This window comes from Faecalibaculum rodentium (genome assembly GCF_001564455.1).
Lineage (GTDB): Bacteria > Bacillota_I > Bacilli_A > Erysipelotrichales > Erysipelotrichaceae > Faecalibaculum > Faecalibaculum rodentium.
Map to the genome: position 1 here is coordinate 2530208 of NZ_CP011391.1, position 12279 is coordinate 2542486.

Here is a 12279-nt window from a genome sequence, read left to right on the forward strand (position 1 = left end):
CATGTCTCCTATATCAAATCGATGAATTTCTTCTTGAATTTGTACATCAGCATGCATCCGATGGCAAAGAGAACCAGGACAATGACCCAGAAACACAGAGTCTGTGCCGGATGATTCCAGAAGAATTTGTGGTAAAAAATGGATTCCCGGTAGCCGTTGACAAGATAGTATACCGGATTGAGTTTCATGATCAGATTGATGTACCGGGCAAAGGGCACATGTGCACCAAACTGGCAGTCCCAGATAATGGGAGAGAAATACATGAGCATTCGTGTGAGTGACACAACGAGTTTCCGGATATCCCGCCACAGCATGGTGAGAACAGAGAGGATCAGGGCCACTGCCTCCACAAAGCAGAAAGCCGCAAAAATATAGTACAGGATTGAAATCCACCACCACTGCGGGTAGTAGCCGCAGGCCAGCAGCGTGATCAGCGCGATCACCAGCATGCATCCATGATTGAAGAACTCCTTGCAGATCACCGTTGCCGGCAGGACAGAGACAGGGAACTTCATCTTTGTAATCACGTTGACCTTCGAGAAAATGGCATTGCATCCATTGGTGATGCATGGCTGCACAAACCACCAGCAGGCATAGCCCACCACCAGCCAGGGCAGATAGGAGACAGTGATTCCATTCACTTCCACCGGCTTGCGGTTCCAGGCAATGCCGAAAATCAGCCAGTAGGTGAGAACCTGGATGGCCGGAGACAGAAAGTTCCAGACAATCCCGAATTTGGAATCCCGCATATCTGCCAGGAGCTCATATTTGGATATACTGTAGATCCTGTAAAGGTTGCTGAAATTTTCCCTGATCACATAGCGTATGGCTGTAAACACCAGACCACACTCCTTTCCATGCCGGCTGCCCGATACAGACCGGTTTCAAACTGGGTATATATATCAGAATACACTCATAACAAGTGTTGATGGACACAACTCTGCCTGCTTTCCTTTATGATACGTCAATATGATACGTCAAAAGACAGAGAACTGCCGCGATTCCTCTCTGTCGCCTCTTCCGGAATGCTCTCAAAAAAAGACCAGTCTGCAGCCAGGCTGGTCGGTTGATTGTCTGTTCCGTCTGCATGCAGAGTGGCTTCCGAAACGATTCCCGGTGGTTATTCTTCTCCCAGGTCCTCTTTTTCGGATTCTTCCTCTTCGTCGTCTTCCACGGACAGCGAATCTGTATCCACATTGCTTTCTGCCGAAGAGTATCTGGATTTCAGATCCCAGCGGTTTCCGGCAAGACTGAAGAAGCGTCCATCCATGGACAGATCCGTATAAAACTGTGCAATCTGATTGTCAGCCTGGGACGGGGTCAGGCCCATATCCCGGACCACACTGGACCACAGTTCAATGAACGACTGGGGTCCTTCGGATTTTGACAGAATGTCATAGGCTGTCTCGGTCATTGATTTCTTCATGGAAACCTCCTTGAATGTTCACATCGTTTCCGGCGCGTTGACGCCAATAAGAGTCAGAGCCTCTGCGAGGACGATCCTGGCTGCATTCACCAGGGCAAGCCGCTTTGCCGACAGTTCGGGTGCATCGGGGTCAATGACCTTGCAGGCATTGTAGAAGCTGTGAAAATGCGAAGCCAGATTCTGTATGTAGTGTACGATTTTATGCACCTGTCTGGTTCTTGCTGCATCCTGCACCACTTTGGGGAATTCGGTCAGAACCTTCATCAGGGCAAGTTCCTTTTCGTGCTCAAGACCCGTGACATCTTCTGCAGGTTCCAGGCCCCTGGCTCCTTTGGCAATGGAACACATCCGGGCATGTGCATACTGTGCGTAGTAAACCGGGTTCTCATTGGATTTTCGGGCAGCCAGTTCCATATCGAAATCCAGATGTGAATCCAGAGCCCGCTGCACAAAAAAGTATCGCGCTGCGTCCACGCCCACACGTTCGCAGAGTTCGCGGATCGTGGTGGCATTTCCCAGACGCTTGGACATCTTCATTTCTTCCCCGTCGTTGACCAGCCGGACCATCTGAATGATATCCACATGCAGCTTTTCCGGGTCATTGCCCAGTGCCTGCATGCCAGCCTTCAGACGGGTAACATACCCATGGTGATCTGCCCCGAAGAAATCAATGATTTCATCATACTCACGCCCGTATTTGGTATCGTGATAGGCCAGATCCGGAACGAGATAGGTCAGGGATCCATCCTGTTTCCGAAGCACACGGTCCTTGTCATCCCCATAGCGGGTCGAGGCAAACCAGGTGGCTCCATCCTGTTCGTAACTCTGATCCGTTTCCTTCAGACGAGCCAGAACGTTGTCCACCAGTCCGGCATCCCGGATGGTCTGTTCACTGCTCCACACATCGAAGCCCACACGGTAATCATTCAGATCCCGGCGGATTTTATCCAGTTCAAAGGAAATTCCTTCCCTGCGGAAAAAATCCAGATTTTCCGGCGTCTCTTCTATATAAACATCCCCATAGGCATCTGCAAGCTCTTTGCCCTTGAGACGGATGTCTTCTCCCAGATACCCGTCCTCGCCAATTTCCGCTTCGAGACCCAGGGCCTGGCGATACCGCGCCTGCAGGGATCTGGCCAGGTTGGCAATCTGGTTTCCCGCATCATTGACGTAATACTCCCGGGTCACATCATATCCGGCTTTTTTCATGATCCGGCTCACGGAATCACCCCAGGCAGCGCCTCTTGCATGACCAAGGTGCAGCGAACCGGTGGGATTGGCCGATACATACTCAAGATTCACGCGGATGCCATTGGGAGCACCGTTGCCGTAATCGGATTTTTCCCGAAGGATCTGACCGACCGCTGCCGCAAACGAATCCTGTGCCATGGTGAAATTCAGAAATCCCGGTCCGGCGACCTCCACGGACTGAATCCCGTACTTCTCCCTGTCCACAGCCTGTGCCAGTGCTTCGGCAATCTGCCGCGGGTTCCTGCGCAGGACACGTGCCAGCTGCATCGCTGTATTCGCCGCAAAATCTCCGTGTTCCCTGCTTCTCGGTGTCTCAATGACAATCTCGTCTGCAGGCTTGTCCAGGTCAAATGCCTGCTTCAGGGCCTCACTGACCGCATTTCTGAGTTTTGTATCCGCTGATTCCATCCTCGTCACTCCTTTGTCCATTCCAGCCGGAACCGATGCACGTCTCCTTCCAGCTCATATACCGCTTCTGCCTGCCCGTCGGCAATCTCAAGCCTGCGGACAACAGCTGTGGTTTCCATGCAGCCCCAGGGACTGTCAATGTGCACCGGACAGTGTTCTCCGTCCCGCAGCTGCATCCGGACTGTCATTTCTGTTCTGGAAACGATTTCCAGCCGCTTCTTTCCAAGAATCCAGGTCTGACTGAAATCAGGACTCTCAAACTCTATCTGAAGACCGTCCGGGAGTTCTTCCAGATGTCCGGGTCCCTGAAACAGAAGGGTATCTCCCTTTATAAAACGAATGTCTGACATGGCGCTAGTATCGTACCATGCTCCGCTTTGATTTCAATCATTTTTCCCTCCTGCAGCTTCATTCTGCAGACAGAGGCCTGCTTCCTTTGGAAAATACAGACGTCTGGAGACAGAGGGTTTCATGGTATCCAGTGCACTGACAATGGCACTTTGATGTGACAGGTTCCGGACTTCGCCATCTGCACACAGTACCCGGATCTGTGCCCGGTCTTCATGGTAGGGAAGATAGACCTTGCTCCCGGATACATCCTCCCGGAGATAAAACAAAGTCGGCAGCCCGGCCTGTTCCAGCCGCTGACGGATCTGAAATTCCTGAGAAGGATCCGGTTCTTCGATCCAGTCAAACAGCCGTCTGTTCAGCAGCCGGTCAGCCAGATCTGCCAGGATCCGGTCATCGGACACTGACGCCTGCTGCAGCCCGGTCACCAGCCGGTAATCATCCAGTTCCAGAAAACAGGTCAGTTCCGAAAGACGGAAGACATTTTCCAGAAGGTCGATTTTCAGCTGGCTTCGAACCTCACTGTAGCGGTCAAAAAACAGCTGCAGCATCACTTCATAGGCTCTGGCGACCGGGTGAAGATACACCTGCCAGTACATATGATATCTGGCCATGATATAGTCCTCCACCGAATGCATGCCGCTTTCCTTGATGCACAGGCGTCCGTTTTTGACCCGCAGACAGCGAAGAATGCGCTCCAGATCAAATGTCCCGTAACTGGTACCCGTCTCATAGGCATCCCGCAGCAGATAATCCATCCGGTCCGCATCCAGCTGACTGGAAATCAGGTCACATAACAGCGGATTGGGGCAGGTCCCCTGAATGACCGCCGCAACCTGTGCAGGGAGAGACGGGTCCGCTTCCGCCAGCACCGTGTGTATGTCTGTATTCTCGAGAATCAGACGCATGGTCATCTGCTCATGAGAACAGTGAGACAGACGTTCAAAGGAATGGGAGTACGGCCCGTGACCGACATCATGCAGCAGTGCCGCACACAGGACAACCAGTTTCTCCTGCCGGGACAGAGATCCACCGATATCAGGCACTTCCTCCGTCATCCTGCGGACAATCTCATACACCCCCAGAGAATGGGAAAACCGGGAATGCTCCGCTGTGTGATACACCTGGAACACACCGCCCAGCTGCCGGATCCGCCGCAGTCTCTGAAATTCCGGGGTATCCAGCAGTCTCCAGATCACGGGACTGGTGATATGGATATATCCATGCACTGGATCCCGCAGAACCCGGGGCTCATTCAGGTTACTACCCGGCATCACCCTGCGGTCCTGTCTGCCGATGCAGCGCATCGCCTTCCATCCTGCGCTTCAGCGCCTCAACCAGATGACGGTCGGACTCAAAGAAATGCCAGTCATAAATATGATCGGGTGTCGTCCAGACCATGTCATCATGTACACGCAGTTCCGGGTCCTGTGTACTCGTGCAGGTATAGCACCGAAGACGGATCAGTCCATCCGGCTGCCGGTCCTCTCCGTCGGCAAGCCACTGGATATCCGTGATTTCCATCCCCAGTTCCTCCTGCCATTCCCGTTTCAGTGCCTCCGGACCGGTTTCTCCCGGCTCCACTTTCCCTCCCGGAAATTCATACCAGCCCCCGGACACATCTGAAACCCGGCGGGCAATCATCACCTTTCCGTTCCGGATCAGCGCGCCGCAGACCACATCAACTGTTTTCACCAGAGTCTCCTTCATCCCCCGGCGTCCTCCGATTTTCGATCCTGGTTTCTTCCACCACTTCAAACAGCAGAGCCGCTGCAGCTTTGGATACCTGTTTCTTCACATCCAGGATCCGTACAGTCAGACGCCTGTTTCCGAATTCCAGCACCAGCATATCTCCGGTCTCCACCTCTGTGCCCGGCTTTGCGCGGCGGCCATTCACCGTGATGCGCCCCTGCAGAGCCAGCTCCTTTGCCGCTTCCCGGCGTTTCAGGATCCGGGCCGTTTTCAGATATTTGTCCAGTCTCATATTATTCTCCTTTCGCGGTTTTTTTCAGCGAGTCCTGCATCAGGAGCTTCGAAAGCTCCAGCAGCAGGTGTACCGGCCGACGGCTCTTGCGATCCACCAGGATTTCTATCTGACCGCTTTTCATCCGCAGCTTCACCTGTCTGGACAGGGCCGAGACCTCCTCAAACAGCCTGCGCCCATCCACACTGCCAGACCAGGCGGCATCCATCGTCACGACATAGGCAGCCGGTGTTTCTTTCAGACCCGCCACGCCTGGCTGCATGACAAAGAGATCCAGCCGCCTCTGTTCGAACAGCTCCATGACATCTTTCGGGATCCGTCCAAAGAGATCCGTCACGCGGCTTTCACAGGCCTCCAGCTGCTGCGGTGTTTTTGCATCCCGGATTTCCTGATACAGAGCCAGTTTGTCCCCGTCATTGTCGGTGAATCCCGCCGGAATATATCCCCCAATGCTGATGGCCGCCGACTTCTCCGGTTCTTTTTTCACAGGCATTCTTCCCTGTTTGCGGGCAATCGCCTCGGACAGCATCTCCAGATACAGATCCAGACCGACCTGGTCGATGAACCCGGCCTGCTGCGGTCCCAACATGTCGCCAGCACCCCGGATGGTCAGATCCCGCATGGCAATCTTGTACCCCGATCCCAGCTGCGTGAATTCCCGGATGGACCGCAGCCGTTTTGCGGCCTGTTCCGTGATCTGCTTCCTGGGCTGCACCATGAGATAACAATAGGCGATCCTGTCTCTGCGCCCCACCCGTCCCCGGATCTGGTAGAGCTGGGACAGACCGAAATGATCGGCATCTTCGATGATCATGGTATTGGCATTTTCTATATCCAGGCCCGTTTCAATGATGGTCGTGCAGACCAGGATCTTATATTTCCCCTTGGCAAAATCCAGCATCACCTGCTCAATGTCATCCCGGCTCATCCGGCCATGCGCGACGCCGACCGGTGCATCGGGAAACTGTGCCTGCAGGTGGGCAGCCACGGCGTTGATGTTCGATACATGATTGTAGAGATAGAACACCTGTCCATCCCTGGCCAGTTCCCGGGCAATGACTTCCTGCACCACCGTGCTCCGTTTCTCCATGACATATGTCTGAATGGGATGACGGTGTGCCGGCGGTGTATTGAGCTGGGAAATGGTCCGCACGCCGATCAGCGACATCTGCAGAGTTCTGGGAATGGGGGTGGCGGACAGTGACAGGACGTCAATTGAGTTTTTCATCTCCTTGATTTTTTCCTTGTGCTCCACCCCGAACCGCTGCTCCTCGTCAATGATCAGGAATCCCAGGTCTTTGTACTGAATGGTTTTCGACAGCAGTTTGTGGGTGCCCACCACGATATCCACCGTTCCATCCTTCAGTCCCTTTCGGATTTCCTTCAGCTTTTTTTCCGGGGTAAACCGGCTCACCATCTCAATTCTTGCCCCTGTGTATTCGAACCGTTTTTCCAGGGTCTTGTAATGCTGCAGTGCCAGTACGGTGGTCGGACAAAGGAACGCCACCTGTTTTCCGCTTTCGATGGCCTTGAAGGCACAGCGCATCGCCACTTCTGTTTTTCCAAATCCCACATCCCCGCACAAAAGGTGATCCATCGGCTTGGCTTTTTCCATTTCTGCCTTGATCTCCGCCGTTGCCTGGAGCTGGTCCGGGGTTGGCGTGTAGGGAAATGCCTCATCAAACTCCACCTGCAGGGCGTCATCCTTCGGAAAGGCAAAGCCGATCTCTTCATTTCTCTCGGCATACAGCTCCACCAGCCGTCCTGCGATTTCCTCGACCTTCTGACTGACTCGTTCCCGGGTTTTCTGCCACTGGCCGGATCCAAGCTGAGACAGCCTGACACCAGTCCCTTCCTTGGAGATGTACTTGCGGACGAGCTGGAACTGCGCCAGAGGAACAAACAGTTCGTCCTGTCCCCTGTAGGCAATATGCAGATAATCCTGAATGCGGCCTTTCTGCGTCCGCTGCACGGTTCCAAGATACTGCCCGATTCCATACTGACTGTGCACTACATAGTCTCCCGGCTCCAGTTCCAGGACATTGGAGAGCATCTGTCCTTCCTTGAACGTCTTCTGATACCGATGGTGACGGACAGGCTTGGAAAACAGTTCCCGGGACGTATACACATCGAAGTCTTCCGTTCTGAATCCTTCGTAATACCAGCCCTCGACCCGGCGGATTTTCCTGCCTTCGGCGCGGTCTTTCAGCAGCTTTGCCTCTGTGTCACTGACGGCAAACCAGGTCTGTTCCCGCATGTTCTTCAGAAAAATATCCAGTGGCTCCCGGACTTCATCCACAGGCCGGATTCCGGACACAATGGGATCCTTCAGGTCTTCAAACTGATGAATGACCTGGAACGGCCGCTGTTTTTCAAGAGTCACCAGATCATGAAACAGTGTATAGACCGGAAGACTACGGTTTTCTGTCACCAGTTCCTGCACAAAGGCAGTATTTTCGGTGCGAATCTTTTTCTCCGCCAGGAACACTTCTTCTTCGCTGGAGAGAATGACAGTTCCCGGGACGTAATCCAGCAGACTGGCTGCAGATGTCAGGGAAAACATCCTGTACAGACTGGCAGCAGTGTCATATGTCCGCAGCCCCCGAAGGTCTTCCTCCACCTGTTCCGTGAGGCTCCGGGCCGCTTCCTCATCCAGACGGGCCACTGCAGTTTTCAGAAGGTCCCGGGCTTTTGTTTCTATTTCAGCCAGCTGATTCTCTGTGAACAGCAGATCGGTGGCCGGAACGATTCTTACGCAGTCCGTGGTATGAATGGTACGCTGTGAATTCTCATCGAAGAAACGGATTGAGTCGATTTCTGTGTCAAAAAACTCGATCCGGACCGGATGATCGTATTCCAGCGTGAATATATCCACGATTCCTCCCCGGCTTGCGTAGGTCAGAGGACGGTCCACATAATTCACCTTTGAATATCCGGCTCTGTTGAGCGCTTTTTTCAGGGACGCCATATCCAGTTCCATTCCCGGTTTCAGGTCAAAAATCAGGGAAGCAAACAGGTCTTTGTCCGGAAGAAAGCGCAGAAAGCCGGCTGTGTTCGTGATGATCAGACGTGGTTTTTCATCAGTTGCCAGCTGCTGCAGCACATCCAGCTGTTCTTCCTTCTCCTCGGGACTGGAAGCGATTTCCTGTACCCGCAGACTTTCGTCGCTGGTAAACAGCAGCACATCCTCCACCAGCGGATTGAGTCTTGCATACAGCTGCTGTGCCGCATAGCGGTCTTTCTTTATGATGATCCGGGTTTTTCTGTCAGCAGAAAAGGCACTGGCAAGGACCAGTGCTTCTTCCATGGGAAACAGATTCCCAAGCCTGTTTTCTCCGTCCATGAGTGCATGGACAGCAGGGTTGTGTTTGAGCCAGTCTCGAATTTCCTGTGTCATGGGCAAATCATACCTTTTTTGCGTTGTAACTGTTCATGGCATGCATGGTTCCATTCAGGATGATGTCTTCAGCTGCTTTTGCGGCAGCATCCAAAGCGGTCTGAAGATCCTGCTTCTGTTCGGAAGGGAACTTGCCCAGGACCCAGCCAATCATCGGAATTTGCGGATCTTTGCCGATTCCAATGCGTATTCTGTCAAATTCATTCGTAAATATGCAGTGTATGACGCTTTTTACTCCATTATGTCCGCCAGCGCTCCCTTTCTGGCGTATTCTGATTTTTCCCACAGGCAAATCAACATCATCATAGAGAATCACCACATCCTGGGGAGAGGCCTTGTAGTAATCCAGGCACTGCCGCAGCGCGATTCCCGAGTCATTCATATAGGTCTGCGGCTTCAGCAGCACCACATCTTCGCCGTTGATTTTGCCTTTAGCAAACTGGCTCGAAAATTTCTCCTGTGAAAAAACCAGACTCAGCCGGTCTGCCAGCTCATCCACAGCCATAAATCCGGCATTGTGCCGGGTGTTTTCATATTTTGTCCCTGGATTTCCCAGTCCTGCTATGATTTTCATCTGTTATACTCCTTTGCACTATGAATCGTATAGTTCGGCTCTGGCAGGCAGCCTGAGCATTTGTCATCAACAGAAAAAACGGGAGTGTCTCCCGTTCGTGTTATTCTGTTTCCTTGCCGGGCGTATAGAGAATATGAAGCCGTCTTGCTGCTCCTTCTCCCTCGCTTTTTGTGGAGATGTCCTTCATATCAGCCAGTGCATTGTGAATGACTTTCCGTTCGTCGGCAGGCATCGGATCCAGGACTGCATCCACCTTTGTCCGTCTGACATCCCTGGCCTGTCGGATGGCCATTCTGGTCAGCTTTTCATAGCGGTCCTGTTTATAACCGTTCACATCGATCAGGAGACGGATTCTTTTTCTGAACTGTGCAGAGACAGCGGATTTGACCAGGCGGTTGAATGCCTGGAGGCTCTTGCCGGCTCTTCCGATGAGAATGGCATTGTTGGCAGTATCCACCGTGATCCGGTAGAATCCGTCTTTGTCCTGTTCGATTTCTGTTGTTCCATCCAGGCCGGCATTCTCAAAGTACGTCTGGATATAGTCGCGGATGAATGTCCGGACATCTTTCTCACACCAGACTTCCACTTCCACCGTTCGTCCTATACCGAGAAATCCGGCTTTTTCTTCCGTCACTGTATAGGCAAGTTCCTCGACAGAACACTCTTTGTCTGCGGCGGCCGCCTGCAGGGCTTCTTCCAGCGTCTTGCCTGTAAATCTGGAAAACTCCATACTGTTCCCTCTTTCGATTCGCTACGCAGCTTTCTTCTGCTGCTTCTTCATCAGAACGAAATGCATATACAGCTGCATGAGAGATCTGACACAGCTGGACACAAACCAGTAGAAAGACATGGCAATGGGCCAGGACAGGTACATGAAGGCAATCATGGCTGTGGTGAAGTACATGGTCATGTTCATGGTGCTGGCCATGGGGTTGTCGTTTTCCTTGAGATATTTCTTCCGGCGGACTCCGTTTTTCTTGTCATCGTACTTTTTCAGCCACTGCGGAAGTTTCAGGGACACGATCTGCATGACGATCATAAGCAGATAAATGATGATCGGGCCCCATTGCACACTGCCGGTTCCCAGGCTCTTGAATGCTTCGATCGGGGTTTCCGACAGAGACATTCCGAGGAAAGATCCATAGACGACTGCACTGGCCCGCATGGTGGCATAATACATGCCCATCATGATTGGCAGCTGTATGAAGGTCACCAGAATGGTCCCAAAGGGATGGATGTCGTACTTCTGGTAAATCTTCTGGGTCTCCTGCGCCATCAGCATCCGGGACCGGTCGTCTGTCTTGTCTTTGTATTTGTTCTGGATTCTGGTCAGCTCAGGCTGAATTTCCTGCATCCGCTGGGAAGCCAGCTGGGATTTATACGTGAATGCGAACACAACGAGCTGAATGAGCAGCGTCGCCAGAATGATGCCGACACCGGCATCCGTCCAGCTGGCGAATACGTTGATCAGCTGGGCGATCGGCCACACAATGAGGCCGTCGAACCAGCTCTGCGACAACGTTGCTCCAAAGCCGGTGGGTTCGATCGTGATCGTGTCACTGTCTTTGAGTTTGCCGTATTCCTTTTTCAGTGTTTCATCACCGATTTCGGTGGTATTGACCTGACTCTTCGGAATTTCAATTTTTTCACTTGCAATGATCTGGTCTACTTTGGTCTTTCCGTCTGTACCCCGGGGTGCTGAACAGCCTGCCAGCCCCATGAGGACAAATCCGCAAAGAAAGAGAATCTTCCATTTACTGCGCATAGTTGCGGTTCCCCCTTTTTTTGTTTCGGTTAGTCTGGCCGAGACGTTTTCTGGCACTCCGGAGTTCTTCCAGGTTTTCCTGATAGGAGTGCCGGGCGTAAACAGGCCGGATGATTAAAATCGTATCATAGTCCTCATCGAATTGAAATATGCAATCCACCATGGAACGTACCTGCCGCTTGACAAGATTCCGGTGGACTGCATTGCCGAGTTTCTTTCCCACTGAAATGCCGACTCTGGCCCTCTTTCCTGCCCTTGGCTGCCAGTAGAGGATGAAGGATGGCGTTTTGACGATATGCCGCTGGGAAATGATGGAGGAAAACTCCCGGTTTTTTAAAATTCTGTCTGCTTTTTTCATTCTGATTCTGCCAATCGCAAAAAAATCACCTTCCGGTGATTTCTATGCGGATAATACTTTTCTGCCTTTCGCACGTCTGCGGGAAAGTACCCGGCGACCGCCGACTGTTGCCATGCGGGCGCGGAACCCATGCGTTCTCTGATGCTTGATTTTGCTCGGCTGATATGTTCTTTTCATTCGTCTACACCCCCGGTCTGCCCTTGCTTCTAGTCACATAAGATTGCTTCATGATTATATGCACTGTCAATGTTCTCTGTCAAACAAAAAGGGAAAAAATACGCGAGTCCGGGATCACGGCTCGTCATTCACTACCTTAATATATATGCAGTATCCCCAATACTAGAATAAAATAGGACACAGTTTGCAGATTTTATTCCCTGGTTTTCCCCATCTTTTAATTGTTTTCCCCATAGTTTTCCCCTGACTGCAGTAAGCGGACTTGAACTATCGTATTATTCGGGGACTATTCCCGGTGATTATCCCCTGATTCCTGTATATGCCCTGCAAGGTTTTCCCCGATATTTTACAGATGGGGAAAAGTTGGGGGAAAACTCACTCAACCCCTGCAATTAAAAGGGATTCCGAGTGAAAATGGCTGGGATAAGTCGGGGGGAAGGGGGAAAAACTGTCAGGCACTTCTACCCGGTTATCCCCATGGGGAGAAAAAAAGCCCCATTCCCGGAAAAGTTTTCCCCGGGAAAACCTGATTACGAACTGCTTTTTTGTATAATGAATAGGAAACGCAAACCGCTGGAAAGGAACAAATGC

The 12279-nt window shown here is 52.1% G+C and carries 13 protein-coding genes; all 13 read right to left on the reverse strand.

All coding sequences use genetic code 11. The features are described from left to right. Positions 1-8: 8 nt before the first annotated feature. The 13 genes from aalo17_RS12305 to rpmH all read right to left on the reverse strand — a co-directional run bounded on the left by aalo17_RS12305 (position 9) and on the right by rpmH (position 11688). Positions 9-839, reverse strand: a complete 831-nt coding sequence (locus tag aalo17_RS12305; RefSeq protein WP_067559977.1) for an ABC transporter permease — start codon at positions 837-839, stop codon at positions 9-11. Positions 840-1120: 281 nt separating this feature from the next. Then, positions 1121-1426 (reverse strand): DNA-directed RNA polymerase subunit delta, encoded by a 306-nt coding sequence (rpoE, locus tag aalo17_RS12310; protein WP_067559979.1) that lies wholly within the window; start codon positions 1424-1426, stop codon positions 1121-1123. Between the two features lie 18 nt (positions 1427-1444). Then, complete coding sequence (argS, locus tag aalo17_RS12315) at positions 1445-3085, reverse strand: arginine--tRNA ligase (protein ID WP_067559981.1); 1641 nt, start codon at positions 3083-3085, stop codon at positions 1445-1447. Between the two features lie 5 nt (positions 3086-3090). Further along, positions 3091-3435, reverse strand: coding sequence for a ubiquitin family protein (locus aalo17_RS12320; protein WP_067559983.1), 345 nt, complete (start codon positions 3433-3435; stop codon positions 3091-3093). Positions 3436-3468: 33 nt separating this feature from the next. Beyond that, a complete protein-coding gene (locus tag aalo17_RS12325) occupies positions 3469-4740 on the reverse strand; it encodes an HD domain-containing protein (protein ID WP_236940487.1) in 1272 nt (423 codons plus the stop codon). Continuing rightward, positions 4697-5128: a (deoxy)nucleoside triphosphate pyrophosphohydrolase gene (locus tag aalo17_RS12330; protein ID WP_145907746.1), complete on the reverse strand. Its 432-nt coding sequence runs from the start codon at positions 5126-5128 to the stop codon at positions 4697-4699. Before aalo17_RS12330 ends, aalo17_RS12325 begins: the two co-directional genes overlap by 44 nt. Further along, a complete protein-coding gene (locus aalo17_RS12335) occupies positions 5115-5417 on the reverse strand; it encodes an RNA-binding S4 domain-containing protein (protein WP_067559986.1) in 303 nt (100 codons plus the stop codon). The genes aalo17_RS12330 and aalo17_RS12335 overlap by 14 nt, the downstream gene beginning before the upstream one ends. A gap of 1 nt (position 5418) precedes the next feature. Continuing rightward, entirely contained in the window at positions 5419-8814 is a 3396-nt protein-coding gene (gene mfd, locus aalo17_RS12340) for a transcription-repair coupling factor (protein WP_067559988.1), read from the reverse strand. Positions 8815-8821: 7 nt separating this feature from the next. Beyond that, positions 8822-9388, reverse strand: a complete 567-nt coding sequence (gene pth, locus aalo17_RS12345) for an aminoacyl-tRNA hydrolase (protein WP_067559990.1) — start codon at positions 9386-9388, stop codon at positions 8822-8824. A 100-nt stretch (positions 9389-9488) separates the two neighbouring features. Then, on the reverse strand, positions 9489-10118 hold the full coding sequence (locus aalo17_RS12350) for a Jag family protein (RefSeq protein ID WP_067559992.1): 630 nt from the start codon (positions 10116-10118) through the stop codon (positions 9489-9491). 21 nt (positions 10119-10139) lie between these two features. Continuing rightward, positions 10140-11153, reverse strand: a complete 1014-nt coding sequence (locus aalo17_RS12355; protein ID WP_067559995.1) for a YidC/Oxa1 family membrane protein insertase — start codon at positions 11151-11153, stop codon at positions 10140-10142. Further along, on the reverse strand, positions 11143-11511 hold the full coding sequence (gene rnpA / locus aalo17_RS12360; RefSeq protein WP_067559997.1) for a ribonuclease P protein component: 369 nt from the start codon (positions 11509-11511) through the stop codon (positions 11143-11145). Before rnpA ends, aalo17_RS12355 begins: the two co-directional genes overlap by 11 nt. A gap of 42 nt (positions 11512-11553) precedes the next feature. Beyond that, positions 11554-11688, reverse strand: a complete 135-nt coding sequence (gene rpmH, locus aalo17_RS12505) for a 50S ribosomal protein L34 (RefSeq protein ID WP_075884638.1) — start codon at positions 11686-11688, stop codon at positions 11554-11556. Between the last annotated feature and the right edge of the window lie 591 nt (positions 11689-12279).